Here is a 22,570-nt window from a genome sequence, read left to right as displayed (position 1 = left end):
CGGGGAAGACTCCCAGGGGTCGGTGGGTCAGCGGGGCGGTGGTGGGTGGATCAGCGGGGCGCTGGGCGGTGGGTCAGCGGGAGCGCTTGGCCAGCCGCTCCACGTCCAGCAGGATCACCGCGCGGGCCTCCAGGCGGAGCCAGCCGCGCTGGGCGAAGTCCGCGAGCGCCTTGTTGACCGTCTCGCGGGACGCGCCGACCAGCTGGGCCAGCTCCTCCTGCGTCAGGTCGTGCACCACGTGGATGCCCTCCTCGGACTGCACGCCGAAGCGGCGGGAGAGGTCCAGCAGGGCGCGGGCGACGCGGCCGGGGACGTCCGAGAAGACCAGGTCGGACATGGCGTCGTTGGTCTTGCGCAGCCGGCGCGCGACGGCGCGCAGCAGCGCGGTGGCCACCTCCGGGCGGACGTTCAGCCAGGGCTGGAGGTCGCCGTGGCCGAGGGCGAGCAGCTTGACCTCGGTCAGAGCGGTCCCGGTCGCCGTGCGCGGGCCCGGGTCGAAGAGCGACAGCTCGCCGATCAGCTCGCTGGGACCGACCACGGCCAGCATGTTCTCGCGCCCGTCGGGGGACGTGCGGTGGAGCTTGACCTTGCCTTCCGTGACCACGTAGAGGCGGTCTCCGGGGTCCCCCTCGTGGAACAGGGTGTCGCCGCGGGCGAGGGTCACCTCACTCATGGAGGCGCGGAGCTCCGCGGATTGCTCGTCGTCGAGCGCCGCGAAGAGCGGGTTGCGCCGCAGAACGTCGTCCACGAGTTCTCTCCTTGTCGACCGGCTCAGAGGATCTTGTTCCCCCGGTGTACCAGGGGTCCGTGGTGCCCATTTTGCCGGACAGTCCAAACAGTGTGATCTGTCACAAGGATGCCGCACTGATGTCCCGGGGTACGCGGCAGGGGTCCAATTGGACGCCGATCTTCGAGGTCCGGGGCGGATGTCGGTGCCGGGTCGTAGGCTGGCCGGGTGTCCAAATCGCCGGTGAGAGCACAGGCTCAGGGGGCTGCGCGGGTGAGTGAACGGCACGATTCCGCTGTGGGCGAACAGACTCCCGATGGCGGTAGGAAAACGGCGAAAGCGACAAAGAAGGCAGTGCCTGCCAAGAGGGTGACTGCGGAGAAGGGTGCCGTGAAGAAGTCCTCCGCGAGCAAGAAGTCCGACGAGAGCCAGGAGCCGGCCGCGGCCGGGAAGACCGGCGCGAGCGGGAAGACGGTCGCGAGCGGGAAGACTCCCGCGGCCAAGAAGTCGGCCGCGGCCAAGAAGTCGGCCGCGAGCAAGAAGGCCTCTGCCGAGAAGTCCCCCGCGGCCAGGAAGCCCGCCGCCCCCAAGAAGACCTCCGCGAAGAAGGCCGTGCCGCCCCTGAAGAGGCAGGCGCCCGCCAAGAAGCCCGCCGTCGTCCCCAAGAAGGCCACCGCCGCCGTCGAGGGCGTCGCCCCGGCCAAGACCGTGGCCCCGAAGCCGCCGCGCGGCGAGTCGCGCACCGCGCTGGTCCGCCGCGCCCGCCGCATCAACCGCGAGCTGGCCGAGGTCTACCCGTACGCCCACCCGGAGCTGGACTTCGAGAACCCGTTCCAGCTGGTCGTGGCCACGGTGCTGTCCGCGCAGACCACCGACCTCAGGGTCAACCAGACCACGCCCGCCCTCTTCGCCAAGTACCCCACCCCCGAGGACCTGGCCGCCGCCGTCCCAGAGGAGGTCGAGGAGATCCTGCGCCCGACCGGCTTCTTCCGGGCCAAGACCAAGTCGGTCATAGGGCTGTCCAAGGCCCTTGCGGAGGACTTCGGCGGCGAGGTCCCCGGACGCCTCGAAGACCTCGTCAAGCTGCCCGGCGTCGGCCGCAAGACCGCCTTCGTCGTGCTCGGCAACGCCTTCGGCCGCCCCGGCATCACCGTGGACACGCACTTCCAGCGCCTGGTGCGCCGCTGGCGGTGGACCGAGGAGACCGACCCGGACAAGATCGAGGCCGCCGTCGGCGCGCTCTTCCCGAAGAGCGACTGGACCGACCTCTCCCACCACGTGATCTGGCACGGCCGCCGCATCTGCCACGCCCGCAAGCCCGCCTGCGGTGCCTGCCCCATCGCCCCGCTGTGCCCGGCCTACGGCGAGGGCGAGACGGACCCGGAGAAGGCGAAGAAGCTGCTGAAGTACGAGAAGGGCGGCTTCCCGGGCCAGCGGCTCAAGCCCCCGCAGGCGTACCTGGACGCGGGTGGGAAGCCGGCGCCGCCGCTGGGGGCCGGGTGACGGAACGATCTCGGGGGCGTCGGGCGTTGGAGTCGGCAGGACGGGGGTGGAGATGACACGGGCGAGCGACACGCAGGGTCCCGCCAGGGACCGCACTCGGGACGGCGCGGTCCTCAGCAAGGAAGGTCTGCCGGGCTGGCTGGACCCGGTGGTGCGGGCGGTCGAGACGGTCCGGCCCACTCAGCTGAGCCGCTTCCTGCCGCCCGCGGACGGCGCCGGCCGCCAGTCCGCGGTGCTGATCCTCTTCGGGGACGGCACCCGCGGCGGCGAGGGCGGCAAGGACCCGGGCCGCGGTCCGGAGCTGCTGCTGATGGAGCGGGCCGGCTCCCTGCGCTCCCACCCCGGCCAGCCCGCCTTCCCGGGCGGTGCCCTCGACCCCGAGGACGGTGATCCGCGCGGTGACGGTCCGCTGCGGGCCGCCCTGCGGGAGGCCGAGGAGGAGACCGGGCTCGACCCGGCCGGCGTCCAGCTCTTCGGGGTCCTGCCCAAGCTCTACATCCCGGTGAGCGGCTTCGTCGTCACCCCGGTGCTGGCCTGGTGGCGCGAGCCCTCCCCGGTCGGCGTCGTCGACCCGGCCGAGACCGCGCGCGTCTTCACGGTCCCCGTGGCGGATCTCACGGACCCCGCCAACAGGGTGACGACCGTCCACCCCAGCGGTCACCGAGGCCCGGCATTCCTGGTCGAATCGGCTCTCGTCTGGGGCTTCACGGCCGGCATCATCGACCGGTTGCTGCACTTCGCGGGCTGGGAGCGGCCGTGGGACCGGGATAAGCAGGTCCCGCTGGACTGGCGCGCATGACAGGGTGGCCTGCGTACCGCAGACGACAAGGCGAGGCCTGAATCAGTGAACGTGCTGGACATCCTGTTGCTGCTGGCCGCCGTCTGGTTCGCGATCGTCGGCTTCCGCCAGGGGTTCGTCGTCGGCATCCTGTCGGTGATCGGCTTCCTCGGCGGCGGGCTCGTCGCCGTCTACCTGCTGCCGGTGGCCTGGGACGCGCTGACGGACAACGCGGAGGTGAGCACGACCGCGGCCGTCGTCGCGGTCGTCATCGTCATCGTGTGCGCCTCCGTCGGCCAGGCCCTGACGACCCATCTGGGCAACAAGCTGCGCCGCTACATCACCTGGTCCCCGGCGCGCGCCCTGGACGCGACCGGCGGTGCCCTGGTCAACGTCGTCGCCATGCTGCTGGTCGCCTGGCTGCTGGGCTCCGCGCTCGCGCGCACCACGATGCCGACGGTCGGCAAGGAGGTGCGGCAGTCCGCGCTGCTGGCCGGCGTGCAGGAGGTGCTGCCCGCGGGGGCGGACAACTGGTTCGACAGCTTCACCTCCGTCCTCGCGGAGAACGGCTTCCCGCAGGTCTTCAGCCCCTTCGCCGACGAGTCGATCCCCCCGGTGCAGGCGCCCGACCCGGCGCTGACGGGCAGCCCGGTCGCCGTCAAGGCCAAGCGTTCCATCGTCAAGGTCATGGGCACCGCCCCGGACTGCGGAAAGGTCCTGGAAGGCACCGGGTTCGTCTTCTCCGACCGCCGTGTCATGACCAACGCGCACGTCGTGGGCGGCGTGGACGAGCCCACGGTGCAGATAGGCGGCGAGGGCCGGAAGTACGACGCGACGGTGGTCCTCTACGACTGGCGGCGCGACATCGCCGTACTGGACGTGCCGGAACTGGACGCGCCCGCGCTGCGGTTCACGGACGAGGACGAGGACGCCCGGCGCGACGACGACGCGATCGTCGCCGGCTTCCCGGAGAACGGGGCGTACGACGTCCGGGCCGCGCGGGTGCGCGGGCGCATCACGGCCAACGGGCCGGACATCTACCACCGCGACACCGTCCGCCGGGACGTCTACTCGCTGTACGCGACCGTGCGGCAGGGCAACTCCGGCGGCCCGCTGCTGACGCCGGAGGGCGAGGTGTACGGCGTGGTCTTCGCCAAGTCCCTGGACGACCCCGACACCGGCTACGCGCTCACCGCGGACGAGATCCGCGAGGACATCAGCAAGGGCCGCACCGCCAGCCAGCAGGTGGACAGCGACAGCTGCGCGCTGTGAACGGCCAGACGCCTCAGGTCCGTGGATGGCGCAGGCGTACGGAGACCCAGCGGGCCCGGCGGCGCAGGATGCGCGGAATGCCCACCCGGAGGTCCGCACCCGCGAGTTGCGGGGTGCCGCCGCGTCGGTGGGTACTGCTCACGCCGCTCGTGGAGCGGCCGTCGCGTGCTACGTCACTGTAGTCGTGCGTCCAGCCCATACCCGGACGTGTGCCCCCGCCCCATGGTCGATAACCGTTCCCGGGGCGCCCAATTGGCCTATGCGCCGGGCAAGTGGCCGTTCATAGGACAAGCATTCCGGTTCGGATACCGGGCGCGTCCGTTCGGTGACCGATCGCTCACCAAACCTCACCGATCGGGCTCAGGATCCTTCAGCCAGTTGATCAGTTCGGTCGAGAAGGCGACCGGATCCTCCTCGTGCGGGAAGTGCCCGAGCCCGTCGAACAGCCGCCAGCGGTACGGCGCTTCGACGTACTGCCCGGACCCGGCGGCACTCCGCGTCCGCATCACGGGGTCCAGGGAGCCGTGCAGGTGCAGCGTCGGCACGCGCACCGGCCGCTTCATCCGGCGGTAGAACTGGATGCCGTCCGGACGCGCCAGGGAGCGCACCAGCCAGCGGTAGGGCTCGACCGAGCAGTGCGCCGTGGAGGGGATGCACATGGCACGCCGGTACGCCGTCACCGCCTCGTCGTCGAGCAGCCGCGGCCCGGACCAGTCGTGCAGCAGCCGGCCGACCAGCGCGCCGTCGTCCGCGGTCAGTTGGCGCTCCGGAACCCAGGGGCGCTGGAAGCCCCAGATGTAGGAGCCCGCGCGGCTCTGGCGGACGTCCCCGAGCATGGCCGAACGCCAGCGCCGGGGGTGCGGCATCGAGGAGACCGCGAGCCGCCGTACGAGCTTGGGCCGCATCGCGGCGGCCGTCCAGGCCAGATAGCCGCCGAGGTCGTGACCGACCAGCGCGGCGTCCGGCTCGCCGAGGGAGCGGATCACGCCGGTGATGTCGAGGGCGAGTCCCGCCGGGTCGTAGCCGCGCGGGGTGCGGTCGCTGCCGCCGACGCCGCGCAGGTCCATGGCGACCGCGCGGAAACCGGCGTCCGCGAGCGCCACCAGCTGGTGCCGCCAGGTCCACCAGAACTGCGGGAAGCCGTGCAGCAGCAGCACCAGCGGTCCGTCGCCCAGCTCGGCGATGTGGAAGCGGGCGCCGTTGGCCGCGACGTCCCGATGGGTCACCTCGGGTCCGCCCGGGATGCCGAGGCGTACGACCGACGTGGGGTGCTGCGGCGAGGGGGAGTGCCCCGAAGGGGTGGTGGAGCCCGTCATGAGGACGAGCGTGCCACAGCCTCGATCGCTTCGGGGGCCCGGTCCGCGGGCAGTTCCGGGCGCGGGTGCGGCTTGGCGTTCTGCAGCACGCCCGCGGACTGCTTCACCGAGGCGGCGACCTTCTGCGGACCGCGGCCCTTCTTGGCCTTCTTCGCGAAGACGATGCCGATCAGCGCGAGGAGGCCGGCGACCAGAACGTTCGCAGCGAAGGACAGCAGGAAGCAGACGGCCATGTTCCAGCCGCTCCAGGTCCGGATGCCGTAGGCGAGGGCGAAGCTCAGCATCGGCAGCGAGAAGAGCAGGAGCAGGCCCGCGGCGGAGAACGCGCCGCCGCTCGTCGCACCGCGCTTGACGTCCTGCTTCAGCTGCGCCTTCGCCAGCGCGATCTCGTCGTGCACGAGCGCCGACATTTCGGTGGTCGCCGAGGCGAACAGCTGGCCGATGCTGCGTTCGGTGCCGACCGGGCTGCCGTCGGGTGCGCTCATCGCGGTCTCCCTCTTCTGCTGGCTCGTCTGAGTACGGTTCCGTCTTTTGTACCGTCTCGTCAGATCATGCCGGACGGTCGTCCTCATCGCCTGCCCCGCCCGCCACTTCGGCAAGCCGCGCCGACTCCATCTCCCGGGCGATCCGGCGGTGCTCCGCGGCCTTCCGCTCGTAGACGGCCGCCACCCGCAGGTGGTACGCCGGGTCGTCCTCCTCGTAGATGTCCGGCACACCGCTGAGGTCGTCGTCGCGCTCCTCCTCCGCGACCATCCCCCGGTACTTCGCGTTCCGTACCTTCAGCAGCACCGTGGCCAGGGCCGCCGCGATGAGCGAGCCGGTCAGTACGGCGGCCTTGACCTCGTCGGCCATCGCCGCGTCGCCCTCGAAGGCCAGCTCGCCGATGAGCAGCGAGACGGTGAACCCGATGCCGGCCAGGGTCGCCACCGCGAACACGTCGGCCCACTGGAGGTCGTCGCTGAGCGAGGCCCTGGTGAAGCGCGAGGTCAGCCAGGTGCCGCCGAAGATGCCCAGCGTCTTGCCGACGACGAGTCCGAGCACCACACCGAGCGTCTCCGGTTTGGTGAAGACGTCCGCCAGTGCCCCGCCGGAGATGGCCACACCCGCGCTGAACAGCGCGAACAGCGGCACGGCCAGGCCCGCCGAGAGCGGGCGCACCAGGTGCTCGATGCGCTCGCCGGGGGAGTGCTCCTCGCTCTCGCGCCGGTGGCAGCGCAGCATCAGGCCCATCGCGACGCCGGCGATGGTGGCGTGGACGCCGCTGTTGTACATCAGGGCCCAGATCACCAGGCCGAGCGGGACGTACACGTACCAGCCGCGCACCCCCTTGCGCAGCAGCAGCCAGAAGACGACGAGACCGGCGACCGCGCCGCCCAGCGCGGCGAAGTTCAGGGTGTCGGTGAAGAAGATCGCGATGATCAGGATGGCGAAGAGGTCGTCGACGACGGCGAGCGTCAGCAGGAAGGCGCGCAGGGCGCTCGGCAGGGACGTGCCGATGACGGCCAGCACGGCGAGCGCGAAGGCGATGTCGGTGGCGGTCGGCACGGCCCAGCCGGCCAGCGAGCCGCCGCCCGCGGTGCTGGTGACGGTGTAGACGACCGCCGGTGCGACCATGCCGCACAGCGCCGCCACCACCGGGAGCGCGGCGGCCTTGGGGTCCTTCAGGTCACCTGCGACCAGTTCGCGTTTGAGTTCGATGCCGGCGACGAAGAAGAAGATCGCGAGGAGTCCGTCGGCGGCCCAGTGCGCGACCGACAGGTTCAGACCGAGCGCCGACGGGCCGAAGTGGAAGTGGCTGACGCTCTCGTAGCTGTCGTGCAGCGCCGGTATGTTCGCCCACACCAGGGCGGCGACCGCCGCGACGAGCAGCAGGACGCCGCCGACGGTCTCGGTGCGCAGCGCGTCCGCGAGGTAGGTGCGCTCCGGAAGGGACAGCCGTCCGAAGGCCTTGCGGGGAGTGCGGGGCGCGGTCACGGGGAGAACCTCCGGTGGGTGGGCAGCACGGAACACATGCCGACCAGACTTCCCGGCGCACCATGAGGATCTTGATGATTCCCTTACGTCCGTCCAGCTTACCCGGGCCCCGGGCGCCGCACAGGGCGAGGGCACCCGGCGCGCGTACGGCGCCGGGTGCCCTCGGTGTACTACGTGTCCGCGCTGTCCGCGGTGTGCGGGGCTCAGTCCTCGCTGGGCGCCGCCGGGAGCTTCGACTGGATGAGGTCCATGACCGTCGAGTCCGTGAGGGTCGTGACGTCCCCGAGCTGGCGGTTCTCCGCGACGTCGCGCAGCAGGCGCCGCATGATCTTGCCGGAGCGGGTCTTCGGCAGCTCCGCCACCGGCAGGATCCGCTTGGGCTTGGCGATCGGGCCGAGCGTGGCACCGACGTGGTTGCGCAGCTCGGTGACCAGGTCCTCGCTCTCGGCGGCCGTGCCGCGCAGGATCACGAAGGCGACGATGGCCTGGCCGGTGGTCTCGTCCGCCGCGCCGACCACGGCCGCCTCGGCGACCGACGGGTGGGAGACGAGGGCCGACTCGACCTCGGTGGTGGAGATGTTGTGGCCGGAGACGAGCATCACGTCGTCGACGCGGCCGAGCAGCCAGATGTCGCCGTCGTCGTCCTTCTTGGCACCGTCGCCCGCGAAGTACTTGCCCTCGAAGCGCGACCAGTACGTGTCGATGAACCGCTGGTCGTCGCCCCAGATGGTGCGCAGCATCGACGGCCACGGCTCGGTCAGGACCAGATAGCCGCCCCCGCCGTTGGGCACCTCGTTGGCCTCGTCGTCGACGACGGTGGCGGAGATGCCGGGCAGCGGGCGCTGGGCGGAGCCCGGCTTGGCCTCCGTGACGCCCGGCAGCGGCGTGATCATCATCGAGCCGGTCTCGGTCTGCCACCAGGTGTCGACGACCGGGGTGGCGTCCGCGCCGATGTTCTTGCGGTACCAGATCCACGCCTCGGGGTTGATCGGCTCGCCGACCGAGCCGAGGACCCGCAGCGAGGACAGGTCGAACTTGGCGGGGATGTCGTCGCCCCACTTCATGAACGTCCGGATCGCGGTCGGCGCCGTGTAGAGGATGGAGACCTTGTACTTCTGGACGATCTCCCAGAACCGGCCCTGGTGCGGGGTGTCCGGGGTGCCCTCGTACATGACCTGGGTGGCGCCGTTGGCGAGCGGACCGTAGACGATGTAGGAGTGCCCGGTGACCCAGCCGACGTCGGCGGTGCACCAGAAGACGTCGGTCTCCGGCTTGAGGTCGAAGACGGCCCAGTGCGTGTACGCCGTCTGCGTGAGGTAGCCGCCGGAGGTGTGCAGGATGCCCTTGGGCTTACCGGTGGTGCCGGACGTGTACAGGATGAACAGCGGGTGCTCGGCGTCGAACGCCTCTGGCGTGTGCTCGGCGGACTGCCGGTCGACGGCCTCGTGCCACCACTTGTCCCGGGAGTCGTCCCAGGCGACGTCCTGGCCGGTGCGGCGGACGACGAGCACGTGCTCGACGATCCCGGCGCGCTCGACGGCCTCGTCGACGGCCGGCTTGAGCGCGGACGGCTTGCCGCGCCGGTAGCCGCCGTCGGCGGTGATGACGACGCGGGCGTCGGCGTCCTGGATGCGGGTGGCCAGCGCGTCCGAGGAGAAGCCGCCGAAGACCACCGAGTGCGCGGCGCCGATCCGGGCGCAGGCCAGCATCGCGATCGCCGTCTCCGGGATCATCGGCATGTAGATCGCGACCCGGTCGCCCTTCTGCACGCCCAGCTCCAGCAGGGCGTTGGCGGCCTTGGACACCTCGTCCTTGAGCTGGGCGTAGGTGAGGGCGCGGCTGTCGCCGGGCTCGCCCTCGAAGTGGATGGCGACGCGGTCGCCGTGGCCGGCCTCCACGTGGCGGTCCACGCAGTTGTAGGCGACGTTCAGCGTGCCGTCCGCGAACCACTTGGCGAACGGCGGGTTCGACCAGTCGAGGGTCTCGGTCGGTTCTTTCGCCCAGGTCAGCCGGCGGGCCTGCTCGGCCCAGAAGCCGAGCCTGTCAGCCTTGGCCTGTTCGTACGCCTCCGCCGTGACGTTGGCGTTCGCGGCCAGGTCGGCGGGGGGTGCGAACCTGCGTTCTTCCTTGAGCAGGTTGGCCAAGGATTCGTTGCTCACGACATCTCCCTTTCTCAGGGTTGTCCGTTGTGTCCCAGGCCACAGCTCATCAGACCCGGGGGGCCGATGACAAGGGTCGACGGGCAAATGGTTTAGACCTGTTCTGGTCGTCGCCCGCCCCCGCCTCTCCTTCGTGGTCCATGGTCACCCGTACCCACGGAAGCCGACGGCGCGGGGTTCAGTGTGTGTAACGCCTCTCACACCGGCCCGCGCCACGGCTCCCCGGGACCGCCCCGAGCGGTCGGGAGGTCATGAGGTCATTGGGTCAGGCGGTCGGACTCGTCTCGCGCACCAGCTCGAACACCCCGCCTTCCGCGTCCTCGGCCAGCAGGTACGACTGGGCCTCGCCCACGTGGAAGTACATGCCGTGCAGCTCCAGGTCCCCGGCGGCCAGCGCGCGGGCCACCGATTCGTGGGCACGCAGGTGCTCCAGCTGCTGGACCACGTTGGCCAGGCACAGCCGCTCGGCGGTGTCGGCGGGCGGGCGTCCGGCCAGCCGGGGCCGGGCGCGGTCGTCGACCGTGTCCGGGGCCCTGTTCCTGTCGGACGTGTCCGTGTCCGCGGCCACGCGCTGCAGGCTCGGCCGCCCGTGCCGCAGCCACCGCTGCAGCGGCGTGCGCGCGCCCCCGGAGTCGGCGCCGAGCAGTGCCTGCATCGCCCCGCACCCGGAGTGTCCGCACACCGTGATGGACCGCACCTTCAGCACGTCCACGGCGTACTCGATCGCGGCGGCCACCGAGTCGTCGCCGCTCTCCTCGCCGGGCAGCGGCACGAAGTTGCCGACGTTGCGCACGACGAAGAGGTCGCCGGGGCCACTGGACGTGATCATCGAGGTGACCACCCGCGAGTCGGCGCAGGTCAGGAAGAGCTGGGAGGGCTGCTGTCCCTCCCGGGCCAGCCGGGCCAGTTCGCGTCGCATCAGCGGAGCGGTGTTGCGGTGGAAGGCGCTGATGCCACGGGCGAGTTCATGACCGGGGGGTTCGTCGGAGGTGCCGGTCGCAGCGCTTGTGCCGGGCGTGCCGGTCGTACCGGGTGTGTTCAGGCCGGTCGGGGTGCCGCCGGGGGCCTCTCCGGGGGCTCCGCCGGTGGTGGCCTGTCGGTTCGAGCCGGGTGCCGGGGCCTTCGACGGGCGTTCGCACTGGTGGTTGCGCCAGGGGGTCCAGGGGCGGCAGCGGCAGCCGTCCACCTCGGCCGGTTCGGAGATACGGGTGCCGGGCCGGCGGCCGGTGATGTCGACGGAGCCGCCCTGCGCGGTGTGCGTCTTCTGCCAGTCCTGGAGCGTCTCGTACGCCGCGTGGTCCATGAAGGAGCCGTCCAGCTCCACGACGGTGTCCGCCCCGTGGGGCACATGGTGCAGGACCCGGCTGAGCCGCGGCACGGCGAGGAACGTCAACTGCCCCCGTACGTGGACGTGGTGGACTCCGTCGATGTCGTCGTGGGTGATCCGGGTGCGGGTCAGGCGGTGCAGGGCGACGCCGACGGCGACGGCGATGCCCAGCGCGACGCCCTCCAGGACGCCGAGGAAGACCACGCCGCCGGTGGTGACCGCGTATACCAGCACCTCGCGGTGGCGGGTCACCGTACGGATGTGGTTCAGCGACACCATCTTGAGGCCGACGGCCATGACCAGGGAGGCGAGCGAGGCGAGCGGGATGAGCTCCAGGGCCGGGACCATCAGCAGTGCGGCGATCACTACGAGAACGCCGTGCAGCATCGTGGAGTTCCGGCTGACGGCACCCGCCGCCACGTTCGCGGAACTGCGCACGGCCACACCGGCGATGGGCAGCCCTCCGAGCGACCCGGAGACGATGTTGGCGGCGCCCTGACCGAGCAGCTCGCGGTCGAGGTCGGAGCGCTTGACGCGGCCGGTCAGCGCGGGCCGGGCGGCGACCAGTTTGTCCACGGCGACCGCGCCGAGCAGGGACTGCACGCTGCACACGAGCGTGGTGGTGAGGACGGCGGCGACCAGTCCCAGCACCGGGCCGTCGGGCAGGGAGGCCAGGGCGTGGCTGCTCCAGGAGGGCAGGTCGACCTTGGGCAGGCGGAGTCCGGTGAGCGCGGCGACGGCGGTGGCGCCGGCGACGGCGATCAGGGCGGCGGGCAGCTTGCCCAGGATCTCCCCGGCCCGGCCGGGGAGGCGGGGCCAGAGCAGCAGGAGGGTGAGGGTCAGCGCGCTCACGGCCACGTCGGCGGGGTGGAGGTTCGCCAACTGGGCGGGCAGCGCGACCAAGTTGTCGGGCACGGAGCTCTGCGGGGTGCCGCCGAGGACGATGTGCAGCTGTGCGACGGCGATGGTGACGCCGATGCCGGCGAGCATGCCGTGCACGATGGCCGGGCTCACGGCGAGCGCCGAGCGGGCCACGCGCAGGCAGCCGAGGCCGAGTTGGGCGATCCCGGCGAAGACGGTGATGGCACAGGTCGTACGCCATCCGTACTGCTGGATGAGGTCGGCGGTGACCACGGTGAGTCCGGCGGCGGGGCCGCTGACCTGGAGCGGGCAGCCGCCGATGCGTCCGGCGACGATGCCGCCCACCGCGGCGGCGACGAGGCCGGCCTGCAGGGGCGCGCCGGTGGCGAGGGCGATGCCCAGGGAGAGGGGGAGGGCGATGAGGAAGACCGCGATCGCGGCCGAGACGTCGGCGCCCGCGATGCGGAAGCGCCGGGGTCCGCCGGGCGGCGGGCTGTGGGGTGGATGGACGTGCTTGGTCCGGGCCGAATCGGCGCGGGCGGGGACGCAGGCTGACATGTTCCCGTCTCCTGAGGATTCGTCGATTACAGCGAGTAAATAGAGAGTAATTCAGAGTAAAGAAGAGGCATAGTTTTTTAGCGCGAATGGAGTAACGCCCCGCGCATTCGAGTGGATCAGTTATTTCATCGGCTTGTCGTACTAATTCCTTCTCATTTCCGTGTCACCTTGACGGCGCTGACGGCACGGCACGGCCCGGCCCAGCACCCGACATCGCCTAGTCGGCGTTGGCCCGAGAGAAGGAAGAAGGTGGGCGGACATGGCCGCCACCCGCAGGATGGCCTCCCACACAATGGCCGCGCGCGCCGTGGTCGCCGCGGTCTGCGCGGCGTCGCTCGCCGGTTGCGCGATCGACAACGGCACCGGTTCCGGCGAAGGGACGCACGGCCCGGAGAAGGAGAAGGGGAAAGCGGCACCGGCGCCCAAGAACGCGGTCCGGCTGATCGGCGACGGCTCCACCGCGTACACCGGGGCCCAGCCGAACCTGCCCAGGCCCGAACGCCTCAAGCCCGGCCAGAAGCCCCCGCAGTTCGTGGTGTTCTCGTGGGACGGCGCGGGCGAGGACAGCCAGAAGCTGTTCTCCCACTTCCGCGAAGTGGCCAAGGAGAACAACGCCACGATGACGTACTTCCTGAGCGGCGTGTACATGCTGCCGACCGAGAAGCGCGACCTGTACAACCCGCCCCAGCACTCCCCGGGCCGCTCCGACATCGGCTTCAACGACGAACAGGGCATCACCGACACCGTCGAGCAACTGCGGCTGGCGTGGCAGGAGGGCAACGAGATCGGCACCCACTTCAACGGGCACTTCTGCGGCGCCGGCGGCGGGGTCGGCGAGTGGTCCGTCGAGGAGTGGAAGGAGGAGATCAGCCAGGCCAAGCAGTTCGTGAAGACCTGGAAGACCAACACCGGGATGAAGAACGCGGCGCCCCTGCCCTTCGACTACGACAAGGAGCTGATCGGCGCCCGCACCCCGTGCCTGGAGGGCCAGAAGAACTTCATGAAGGCGGCGAGCCAGATGGGGTTCCGCTACGACAGCAGCGGGGTGAACAACCAGGTCTGGCCCTCGAAGAAGGAGGGCCTGTGGGACCTGTCGATGCAGCTCGTGCCGTTCCCCGGGCACTCCTACGAGCAGCTCACCATGGACTACAACTACATGGTCAACCAGTCGGGCACCGCCACCCAGGGCGACCCCGCCAAGCGCGAGTTCTGGGGCGACCAGATGCGTGACAGCCTGCTCAAGGGCTTCGAGCGGGCCTACGACGGGAACCGCGCGCCCCTGATCATCGGCAACCACTTCGAGTCCTGGAACGGCGGCACCTACATGCGCGCCGTGGAGGAGGTCGTCGAGACGGTGTGCACCAAGAAGGAGGTGCGCTGCGTCTCCTTCCGGCAGCTCGCGGACTGGCTGGACGCCCAGGACCCGAAGGTCCTGAAGAAAATGCGCACCCTCGGCGTGGGCGAGGCTCCGAAGAAGGGCTGGGCGTCCTTCCTGTCGGCCGCGCCCGCACCGGCGCCGAAGGGCGTGCCCGGGGCGCCGGCCGCCAAGCCGTAGCGCCCCACCCTCCAGCGGGGACACGAGAACGCTCACGCGGGGGCGGCGACCTCCTCGCCGAGGACGAAACCGGGGTCGACCTGCGCCGCCAGGTCGTCCCCGGTGCGCTCGTTGCCCCAACTGCGGGCGTTCTTCAGGTGGAAGTGGACCATCTGCTGGGTGTAACGCGCCCAGTCCCGCAGCTCGTACGTCGCGTCGGCGGCCTGGTGCAGCGCGCGCAGCGCCCGGCCGTTGGCCTCCTCCAGCAGCTCGAACCGGGGCGGGCGGCCCTTCTCCATGGCGCGCACCCAGTCCGAGTGCCCGACGGTGACCAGCAGGTCGTCCCCGACCTGTTCGCGCAGGAAGTCCAGGTCGTCCTGCCCCTGCACCTTGTTGCCGACGACCTTCAGGGTGACGCCGAAGTCGCGGGCGTACTCCTTGTACTGGCGGTAGACGGAGACCCCCTTCCGGGTCGGCTCGGCGACGAGGAACGTGATGTCGAAGCGGGTGAACATGCCGGAGGCGAACGAGTCCGAGCCGGCGGTCATGTCCACCACGACGTACTCGTCACGGCCGTCGACCAGGTGGTTGAGGCACAGCTCCACCGCTCCGGTCTTGGAGTGGTAGCAGGCGACTCCCAGGTCGGCCTCCGTGAAGGGCCCGGTGACCATCAAACGGACGGCCCCGCCGTCGAGTTCCACCGGCCGGGCGCAGGCGTCGTAGACCGGGTTGTCCTCGCGCACCCGCAGCAGGCGCGAGCCCTCGCCCGGCGGCGTCGTCTTGATCATCTTCTCGGCGGAGGCGATGCGCGGGTTGCTGCCGCGCAGATGGTCCTTGATCAGCGGCAGGTGCTCGCCCATCGCGGGCAGCCCGGCCGCCTCCGCGTCGTCGAGGCCCAGCGCGGCCCCCAGGTGCTGGTTGATGTCGGCGTCGATCGCGACGACGGGTGCGCCGGTGGCGGCGAGGTGGCGTACGAACAGGGAGGACAGGGTGGTCTTGCCGCTGCCGCCCTTCCCGACGAAAGCAATTTTCATGTTCACCAAGCGTAGTGGTCCGATAGCTGTAGGTGTCATGGGAGACGGGTGAGGGGTGAAGAAGACCACTCATTCGTGGGGCGCGGCGCAGGTTTGCGTAGGGTCTTACTCATGAGTACGACAGGCGCGAACGCCGATCCGCTCGCGGCCCTGGGCACCCTGCCCGGCGTGGCCGAGTCCGTGGAGTCCGTACGCAAGGCCGTGGACCGCGTCTACGGCCACCGGATCATGCGGCGCCGCAGCAACGAGATCACCTCCGAGGCGGCACTGCGCGGCGCCCGGGGCTCGGCGGCGCTCTCCGGGGCGGACTGGGCCCTGGAGGAGGTGCGCCGCCGCAGCGACTTCAGCGGCGACGACGAGGCACGCGCGGTGGGCGCCGCGCTGCGGCTGACCGCCGAGGCGGGACAGCTGCTGTCCATCTGGCGCCAGTCGCCGCTGCGGGTGCTGGCCCGGCTGCACCTGGTGGCGGCCGCCCACCAGTCCGACGAGGTGGGGCGTCCGCGCCGCAAGGGCGAGCCGGTGGACGAACCGCTCGTCGAGCTGCCGCTGCCCGACGCCGACGAGGCGCACGGACGTCTGGACGGCCTGGCGGCGCTGGTCGCGGCAGGCGGTTCGGCACCGGCGCTGGTGACGGCCGCCGTGGTGCACGGGGAACTGCTGGCGCTGCGTCCCTTCGCCTCCCACAACGGACTGGTCGCGCGCGCGGCGGAGCGCATCGTCCTGGTCGGTAGCGGACTGGATCCCAAGTCGGTGTGCCCGGCCGAGGTCGGCCACGCCGAGCTCGGCCGCGCGGCCTACCTCGCGGCGCTCGACGGCTACGTCTCCGGAACCCCGGAAGGCATGGCCGCCTGGATCGCCCACTGCGGCAAGGCCGTCGCGCTGGGCGCCCGGGAGTCGACCGCGGTGTGCGAGGCGCTCCAGCGCGGGGCGGCGTAGGGCGGACGGCGCGCCGTCCGGCCGCCGGAACGGAAATGCGGCGGTACGAATGCTCGTACCGCCGCTGGCACGCCCACCGGGTTACCAAGCGTCCTCGATATGTGCCCATCAGGTCGGGAACTTCGCCCGTCACCTGGTGCGGCTGGCCCGTAATCGACGGGTCGACGTCGCGTGGGTGCCCGGTGTCCGTGCTCGGTCCGTGGGGCCAAATGCGTGTTTAAGGTGATCCTTTCGGATGTCCTTGGTCTCGCGGGCCGTTGAGTCCTTTGTACTACTGGGCCGGAGCAAGCGGAAGTGCTCGCCGCACTTCTTTACTTTTGCGCTCATACGCGGGTGAAAAGGGCGAGCGGGGGCCGGTCAGGCCGCCGGGGACCGCCGTCGGCTCGCGTACCAGACGAGGCCCGCGGTCGCCGCCGCGGCGCCTATCGCGGCGGCGGCGAGGAGCGCGGGCCGCGGCGGTACGGAGATCCCCCCGAGCCGCTGCTTGAGCCGCACCGGGCGGTGGAAATCGAGAATCGGCCACTCGCGCGCGAGAGCCTCCCGGCGCAGCGCCCGGTCCGGATTGACCGCATGGGGATGGCCGACGGCCTCCAGCATCGGCAGGTCGGTCGCCGAGTCGCTGTAGGCGTAGCAGCGGGACAGGTCGTACCCCTCGGACCCGGCCAGCTCCCGGATCGCCTCCGCCTTGGTCGGGCCGTACGCGTAGTACTCGACCTCTCCGGTGAAGCAGCCGTCGTCGCCCACGATCATGCGGGTCGCCACCACCCGGTCCGCGCCCAGCAGCTCGCCGATCGGTTCGACGACCTCGGCGCCCGACGTGGAGACGATCACCACGTCGCGGCCGGCGGTGTGGTGCTCCTCGATCAGGGAGGCCGCCTCGTCGTAGATGATCGGGTCGATCAGGTCGTGCAGGGTCTCGGCGACCAGCTCCTTGACCAACTGGACGTTCCACCCTCGGCACAGCGCGGAGAGGTACTCGCGCATCCGCTCCATCTGGTCGTGGTCGGCGCCGCCGGCGAGGAAGACGAACTGGGCATATGCGGTACGCAACACAGCCCTGCGGTTGATCAGCCCGCCTTGGTAGAAGGACTTGCTGAACGTGAGGGTGCTCGACTTCGCAATGACCGTCTTGTCCAGGTCGAAGAAGGCCGCCGTGCGGGGCATGGAGTGAGGCGCGGAGTGGCGTGAGGAGGGGTTTTCCACAACCATGAGCATAGGCGCAGCCCATTCGGCGTAAGGTGGGGCGCGTGGGTTTGCCTGAGAAGGCTCTCGGGTACACCATGGAAGTCACGGATCGTTCGCGACCGTGCTAACCCGGTCCGACTCCTCCCCCCCCGAGTCGGCCGTGGAGACGACCCCCGCTCTCCCCCCCGGCGGGGGTCGTCGCATGTCCGGGTGGGTTTTCTCGCTCTTCCCATGATCAGGGCCCCGCGCCGTCACGGCGTGGGGCCCTGATGCCGTCGCGGCCACATTCGACTACGCAGCGTAGTCGGTGGACTGCTCTGCGGGAGTCGCACGCGGGGCGGAACGGAGCCGGACGAGGCTCACCGGTTCGAGTGAGTCGATATTCACAACCGCCGAGTTGTCCACAGTTTTTGACCAAGATCCACACGTTTTCCCGGATCGCTGCACCGTGATTCCCATGCGTCCGGGCCGTGCCGAGTTCCGTGGCCGGATCTGTTTGCCGGACGTATGACGCGGGCCGCTCGTGCGGAGACCGGATTCCGGTTCTTCACGCGGCCGCACATCGCGGGGCCGAGGGGGCCGCGCGAGAGACCACGAGACACCGGGCGCGACCGCGGGAGCCGCGCCGAAGGGGGACAGGCCATGACCGGAACCATCACGCACGACCCGCCGCCCACCGCCGGAGGACGGCAGGGCGCACCCCTCATCGTCACCGAGGACGCGGAGCTGCTCGACGACCTGCTGCGCCTGTGCGCGGCCGCGGGCGCCACGCCGGAGGTGCACCACTCGGTGCCCGGGCCGCGCCCTTCGACGCCGTCGGTGCCGACGGGCAACGCCCCGCCCCCGACACACTCGGGGGCGGGGTGGCGGACCGGATGGGAGACCGCTCCACTGGTCCTCGTCGGGGACGACGCGGCCCGGCGCGTGCGCGGAGCGGTGCGCAGGCGCGGAGTGGTCCTGGTGGGCCGCGACCAGGACGACTCGGGGATCTGGCAGCGGGCCGTCGAGATCGGCGCCGACCACGTCCTCATGCTGCCCGACGGTGAGCAGTGGCTGGTCGACCGCATCGCCGACGTCGCCGAGGGCGTCGGCCGTCCGGCTCTCACCGTCGGGGTCATCGGCGGCCGGGGCGGTGCCGGGGCGTCCACGCTGGCCTGCGCGCTCGCCGTCACCTCCGCGCGGGAGGGGCTGCGCAGTCTCCTGGTGGACGCCGACCCGATGGGCGGCGGCCTCGACGTCCTCCTCGGCGGCGAGACGGCGGACGGGCTGAGGTGGCCGGCGTTCGCGGCCTCGCGCGGGCGGGTCGGCGGCGGCGCCCTGGAGGAGTCGCTGCCCGAGCTGCACTCCTTGCGGGTGCTCAGCTGGGACCGGGGCGACTGCGTCTCGGTACCGGCACCGGCCGTACGCGCGGTGCTCGCGGCGGCCCGGCGAAGGGGCGGCACGGTCGTCGTCGACCTGCCGCGCCGCATCGACGACGGCGTCGCCGAGGTCCTCGCCCAGCTCGACATCGGGATCCTCGTGGTCCCTGCCGAGATGCGGGCCGTCGCGGCAGCGGGCCGGGTGGCGGCCGCGGTCGGCATGGTCCTGCGCGACCTCTGGGTCGCGGTGCGCGGGCCCTACGCCTCCGGACTCGACGACCGCGAGGTGGCCCGGTTGCTCGGCCTGCCCCTGGTCGGAGAGGTGCCGGTCGAGTCCGGACTCCTGCGCGCCACGGAGAGCAGACGCCCGCCGGGCACACCCTCCCGAGGCCCGCTGGCGCGCTTCTGCCGGAGCTTCTGGGAGCGGGCGCTGGCGGAGACGGACGGGCGGGGCGGGAGCAGCTCATGAGGTGCGCGACGAGGTCGGTCGTGCGCGGCGACAGGCTGGCCGGGGTGGACGGGATGGATGCGGTGGACGGGATGGATGGGGTGGACACGGTCGAAGGGACGGATGTGATGAATGGCGCGGCCGTGATCGACGGGACTGACGTCGCCGTCGTGGGGGAGCGGCGCAGGGCTCCGTTGGCCTCCACAGAGCCGACTCCGAGGAGGGAAACGGGCGGTCCGCGGCCCGGAACGCCCGACGGACCGACTGCGCGGGTGGATCCGGGCCGGGGAGGCCGACAGGCCGGCGGATCGCCCGGGGGACTCGCTGCCGCAGGGGCAGCGCGCCGGGCCCCCGGAGCATCGGCGGGACCGGCAGCCGCCGGATCGCCGGACTGGGCCTCCGGACGGGCGCGGACGCAGGTACGGGGTGCCGTGCGGTCCTCGGCGACGGTCGTGCGGCGGGGCCCGGACAGCGCCGCGCCCGGGATGCTCGACGGGGTGCGGCGGTGGCTCGCCGAGAGCGGGGCGGAGCCGACGCCCGCGCGGGTGGCGCAGGCACTGCGGGAGCAGGGGCGGGTGCTGGGCGACGCCGAGGTGCTCGGGGCCGCCCAACAGCTCAGGTCCGAGCTGGTCGGCAGCGGGCCGCTCGAGCCGCTGCTCGCCGACCCCTCGGTGACCGACGTACTGGTCTCCGCCCCGGACCGGGTCTGGGTGGACCGGGGCGGCGGCCTGGAGCTGACGCCGGTCTCCTTCCCCGACGCGGGGGCGGTGCGGCGGCTCGCGCAGCGCCTCGCCACCGTCGCCGGGCGCCGACTCGACGACGCCCGGCCCTGGGTGGACGCCAGGCTGCCCGACGGCACCCGGCTGCACGCGGTGCTGCCGCCGGTTGCCGTCGACTGCACCTGCCTGTCGCTGCGGGTGGTACGGCCGCGCGCCTTCACCCTCGACGAGCTGACGGCGGCGGGCACCGTACCGCCCGGCGGTGACCGCGTGCTGCGCGCTCTTCTGCGGGCCCGGCTGTCCTTCCTCGTCAGCGGTGGCACCGGCAGCGGCAAGACGACACTGCTCAGCGCCCTGCTCGGGCTCGTCGGACCGGACGAGCGCATCGTGCTGGCGGAGGACTCCTCCGAACTGCGCCCCGACCATCCGCACGTCGTCCGGCTGGAGACCAGGCCGGCCAACCAGGAGGCCGCGGGCCTGGTCACCTTGGAGGACCTGGTGCGCCAGGCGCTGCGCATGCGGCCGGACCGCCTGGTCGTGGGCGAGGTGCGGGGTCCCGAAGTGGTCCATCTGCTGGCCGCGTTGAACACCGGTCACGAAGGCGGGTGCGGGACGGTGCACGCCAATGCGGCCGTTGACGTACCGGCTCGGCTGGAGGCCCTCGGCACGGCCGCGGGCCTGGACCGGGCGGCTCTGCACAGCCAGCTCGCGGCGGCCCTGTCGGTGGTCCTCCACCTGGTCCGTGACCGCGCGGGACGGCGCCGGATCGCCGAGGTGCACGTACTGGAGCGGGACCCGACGGGGCTGGTGCGCACGGTGCCGGCGCTGCGCTGGGGCGCGGAGTCCTTCGTGGCCGAGCGGGGCTGGCAGCGACTGCGGGAGCTGTTGCGCGGGGCGGATTTCGCAGCGCGGGCCGACGGACGGGAGACGCGGGGATGCTGAGCGCGACGGGGACGGGCGCGCCGGGGGCGGGCGAGCTGACCATGGGCTTGGCCCTGGTGTGCCTGGGAGCGGCCGCCTGGCTGGCCGGCGGGTGGCACTCCGGCGTACGGCGCGCCCGGGCGGTACTCGCCGAAGGCCGGACGAGCGGCACGGACGGAGCGGGCGGAACGCGCGGAACGGCCGGGCCAAGCGGGAACGACGGGACTGTCCGAGCTGATGGGACTCACCGGACCGATGGGCATATCAGGCAGGACGGGACTCACGGGGCTGGCCGGCCGGGTGGCGCGGGCAGTACCGGGCCGCCGCCGGTGCGCCGGATGGCGGACGGGTTGCGGCGTGTCCGTGGCCGGCTGACGCCCGAGTGGTGGTCGCCCGTGGCCGGGCTGGTCCTGGCGCTGCTGGGGCACTCGCTGCTGCCGGTCGTCGCGGGGGCGGCCGGAGTGCCAGTGCTGCGGCGGCTGCGGCTGGCCGGCCGGGAGCGGCGGGGCCGGGAGCGCCGGCAGGACGCGGTGATCGCCCTGTGCGGGACGCTCGCCGGGGAGGTGCGGGCCGGGCGGCAACCGGGGGAGGCGCTCCTGCACGCCGCGCACGACACCGGTGGCCTCGGTGACGCGCAGGGCGCGGTGCTGGCGGCGGCCCGGTTCGGCGGGGACGTTCCCGGGGCACTGGCGGTGGCGGCCGGGCAGCCCGGTGCCGAGGGACTGCGCGGACTCGCGGCGTGCTGGCGGGTCGCGGTCGACCAGGGGGCGGGGCTGGCGGCCGGGCTCGACCGGCTGGAGGGCGCGCTGCGCGCCGAACGGGACCAACGCTCCGACCTGCGCGCCCAGTTGGCGGGTGCGCGGGCCACCGCCGTGATGCTCGCCGGTCTGCCGGTCCTCGGCCTCCTGCTCGGCTTCGCCCTCGGCGCCGACCCGCTGCACGTGCTGCTGCACACCGGAGCCGGGCTGGGCTGTCTGCTGGCCGGTGGGGTGCTGGAGGGCCTGGGCGTGTGGTGGGTGGCACGGATCGTGCGCGGGGCGGAGGCGGCGTCGTGAACGGCGGCTTCGTCCACAGCCTGGGGGCGGCGGTGGGGACGGTGCTGGTCGTCGGCTGGTCGGCGCGCGGTCTCGGGGCCGCACGGCGGCAGCGGGCGGTGCGCAAGCGGCTCACGGGCCTGTTGGGATCGGAACCGGTACGTCCCGCCGTACGACGCACCGAGGTGCTGAGCGCCGTCCGCCCATGGCTGCCGCTGGTCGGCACGGTGGGCGCCGGGTGGGCCGTGGTCGGTGGTCTGGCCGGGGTCCTGGTGGGCCTGGTCGGCGCGACCGCACTGTGGCGGTGGAGTGCCCGGCGTTCGGCGGCCGGTACCTCGGCGGCTCAGGCCGCTGCCGCGGCGGCCGCCCGTCAACTGCCGTTGGCTGCCGATCTGCTGGCGGCCTGTGTCGCGGCGGGCGCGAGCCCGGTCGCCGCGGCGCGGGCGGTCGGCGATGCCCTCGGCGGGCCGGTCGGGGACGCGCTGGGTCGCGGTGCCGCGGAGGTGCGCCTCGGCGGCGAACCGGACGGTGCCTGGCGCGGGTTGGCCGCCCTCGCGGGGGCCGTTCCGCTCGCGCGGCTGCTGGAGCGGGCCGAGGTGTCCGGCCTGCCCGCGGCGGGACCGGCCGCCCGGATCGCCGCCCAGGCCCGGGCCGAGTGGGCCCGCGCCACGACGGCCCGGGCCCGTCGGGCGGCCGTCATGGTCACCGCGCCGGTGGGGCTGTGCTTTCTGCCGGCCTTCATCGCGGTGGGCGTGCTGCCGGTGGTCATCGGGCTGGCCGGCGGGGTGCTGGGCGGTGGGGGAGGCGGTGGCTGACGGATCGGGACGGGCCGGCGGCGGGCCGGTGCACGAGCGTCCGGCGCACGGGCGATGGACGGGCATGAGCAACGAGATCGAGCGAGCAAGCGAGCAACGGGATCGAGCCTT

General features: G+C 72.3%; 18 protein-coding genes. 9 read left to right on the top strand and 9 right to left on the bottom strand.

From position 1 onward, the window contains the following. Positions 1-73 precede the first annotated feature (73 nt). The gene (locus K7854_RS18895) at positions 74-748 is read right to left on the bottom strand and encodes a Crp/Fnr family transcriptional regulator (RefSeq protein WP_003975365.1); all 675 of its coding nucleotides are present in this window, start codon (positions 746-748) and stop codon (positions 74-76) included. A 369-nt stretch (positions 749-1,117) separates the two neighbouring features. Here K7854_RS18895 and nth point away from each other — a divergent pair, with 369 nt between their 5' ends. Genes nth through K7854_RS18880 form a run of 3 tightly spaced genes read left to right on the top strand, consistent with a single transcriptional unit; the run spans position 1,118 to position 4,280 of the window. After that, the gene (gene nth, locus K7854_RS18890) at positions 1,118-2,230 is read left to right on the top strand and encodes an endonuclease III (RefSeq protein ID WP_226027700.1); all 1,113 of its coding nucleotides are present in this window, start codon (positions 1,118-1,120) and stop codon (positions 2,228-2,230) included. A gap of 52 nt (positions 2,231-2,282) precedes the next feature. Beyond that, positions 2,283-3,029: an NUDIX hydrolase gene (locus K7854_RS18885; protein ID WP_226027699.1), complete on the top strand. Its 747-nt coding sequence runs from the start codon at positions 2,283-2,285 to the stop codon at positions 3,027-3,029. A 45-nt stretch (positions 3,030-3,074) separates the two neighbouring features. After that, the gene (locus K7854_RS18880; RefSeq protein WP_226027698.1) at positions 3,075-4,280 is read left to right on the top strand and encodes a MarP family serine protease; all 1,206 of its coding nucleotides are present in this window, start codon (positions 3,075-3,077) and stop codon (positions 4,278-4,280) included. Between the two features lie 13 nt (positions 4,281-4,293). Here the strand turns inward: K7854_RS18880 and K7854_RS18875 are convergent, their stop codons facing one another. The 6 genes from K7854_RS18875 to K7854_RS18850 all read right to left on the bottom strand — a co-directional run bounded on the left by K7854_RS18875 (position 4,294) and on the right by K7854_RS18850 (position 12,475). Further along, positions 4,294-4,479 carry a hypothetical protein gene (locus K7854_RS18875; protein ID WP_078582024.1) on the bottom strand — a complete coding sequence of 62 codons (186 nt, stop codon included), beginning with the start codon at positions 4,477-4,479 and terminating at the stop codon, positions 4,294-4,296. A 148-nt stretch (positions 4,480-4,627) separates the two neighbouring features. Next, positions 4,628-5,596: an alpha/beta fold hydrolase gene (locus K7854_RS18870; protein ID WP_226027697.1), complete on the bottom strand. Its 969-nt coding sequence runs from the start codon at positions 5,594-5,596 to the stop codon at positions 4,628-4,630. Continuing rightward, entirely contained in the window at positions 5,593-6,081 is a 489-nt protein-coding gene (locus K7854_RS18865; RefSeq protein ID WP_226027696.1) for a phage holin family protein, read from the bottom strand. The genes K7854_RS18870 and K7854_RS18865 overlap by 4 nt, the downstream gene beginning before the upstream one ends. 64 nt (positions 6,082-6,145) lie before the next feature. Next, a complete protein-coding gene (gene nhaA, locus K7854_RS18860) occupies positions 6,146-7,570 on the bottom strand; it encodes a Na+/H+ antiporter NhaA (protein WP_226027695.1) in 1,425 nt (474 codons plus the stop codon). A gap of 203 nt (positions 7,571-7,773) precedes the next feature. After that, positions 7,774-9,729, bottom strand: coding sequence for an acetate--CoA ligase (acs, locus tag K7854_RS18855; protein ID WP_226027694.1), 1,956 nt, complete (start codon positions 9,727-9,729; stop codon positions 7,774-7,776). Between the two features lie 265 nt (positions 9,730-9,994). Beyond that, a complete protein-coding gene (locus K7854_RS18850) occupies positions 9,995-12,475 on the bottom strand; it encodes a SulP family inorganic anion transporter (protein ID WP_226027693.1) in 2,481 nt (826 codons plus the stop codon). A gap of 259 nt (positions 12,476-12,734) precedes the next feature. On the opposite strand from K7854_RS18850, the gene K7854_RS18845 reads away from it, so the two are divergent. Beyond that, positions 12,735-14,030 carry a polysaccharide deacetylase family protein gene (locus K7854_RS18845; protein ID WP_226027692.1) on the top strand — a complete coding sequence of 432 codons (1,296 nt, stop codon included), beginning with the start codon at positions 12,735-12,737 and terminating at the stop codon, positions 14,028-14,030. 32 nt (positions 14,031-14,062) lie between these two features. On the opposite strand, the gene K7854_RS18840 is transcribed toward K7854_RS18845, so the two are convergent. Continuing rightward, a complete protein-coding gene (locus K7854_RS18840; RefSeq protein ID WP_226027691.1) occupies positions 14,063-15,043 on the bottom strand; it encodes an ATP-binding protein in 981 nt (326 codons plus the stop codon). Between the two features lie 111 nt (positions 15,044-15,154). Between K7854_RS18840 and K7854_RS18835 the strand changes: the two genes are divergently transcribed. Beyond that, positions 15,155-15,979 (top strand): Fic family protein, encoded by an 825-nt coding sequence (locus K7854_RS18835; protein WP_226027690.1) that lies wholly within the window; start codon positions 15,155-15,157, stop codon positions 15,977-15,979. Between the two features lie 357 nt (positions 15,980-16,336). Here the strand turns inward: K7854_RS18835 and K7854_RS18830 are convergent, their stop codons facing one another. Then, a complete protein-coding gene (locus K7854_RS18830) occupies positions 16,337-17,143 on the bottom strand; it encodes an HAD family hydrolase (RefSeq protein WP_226027689.1) in 807 nt (268 codons plus the stop codon). A 663-nt stretch (positions 17,144-17,806) separates the two neighbouring features. On the opposite strand from K7854_RS18830, the gene ssd reads away from it, so the two are divergent. From ssd to K7854_RS18810, 4 genes are all read left to right on the top strand, one after another. After that, positions 17,807-18,991, top strand: a complete 1,185-nt coding sequence (gene ssd, locus K7854_RS18825; RefSeq protein WP_226027688.1) for a septum site-determining protein Ssd — start codon at positions 17,807-17,809, stop codon at positions 18,989-18,991. Between the two features lie 464 nt (positions 18,992-19,455). Beyond that, positions 19,456-20,631, top strand: coding sequence for a TadA family conjugal transfer-associated ATPase (locus K7854_RS18820; protein WP_226027737.1), 1,176 nt, complete (start codon positions 19,456-19,458; stop codon positions 20,629-20,631). Then, complete coding sequence (locus K7854_RS37670) at positions 20,625-21,665, top strand: type II secretion system F family protein (protein ID WP_308112543.1); 1,041 nt, start codon at positions 20,625-20,627, stop codon at positions 21,663-21,665. The genes K7854_RS18820 and K7854_RS37670 overlap by 7 nt, the downstream gene beginning before the upstream one ends. After that, positions 21,662-22,459, top strand: coding sequence for a type II secretion system F family protein (locus tag K7854_RS18810; protein ID WP_226027686.1), 798 nt, complete (start codon positions 21,662-21,664; stop codon positions 22,457-22,459). Before K7854_RS37670 ends, K7854_RS18810 begins: the two co-directional genes overlap by 4 nt. Positions 22,460-22,570: the final 111 nt, after the last annotated feature.

The organism is Streptomyces hyderabadensis, assembly GCF_020404845.1.
Classification (GTDB): domain Bacteria; phylum Actinomycetota; class Actinomycetes; order Streptomycetales; family Streptomycetaceae; genus Streptomyces; species Streptomyces hyderabadensis.
This window is presented reverse-complemented; position numbering and strand designations above follow the sequence as displayed.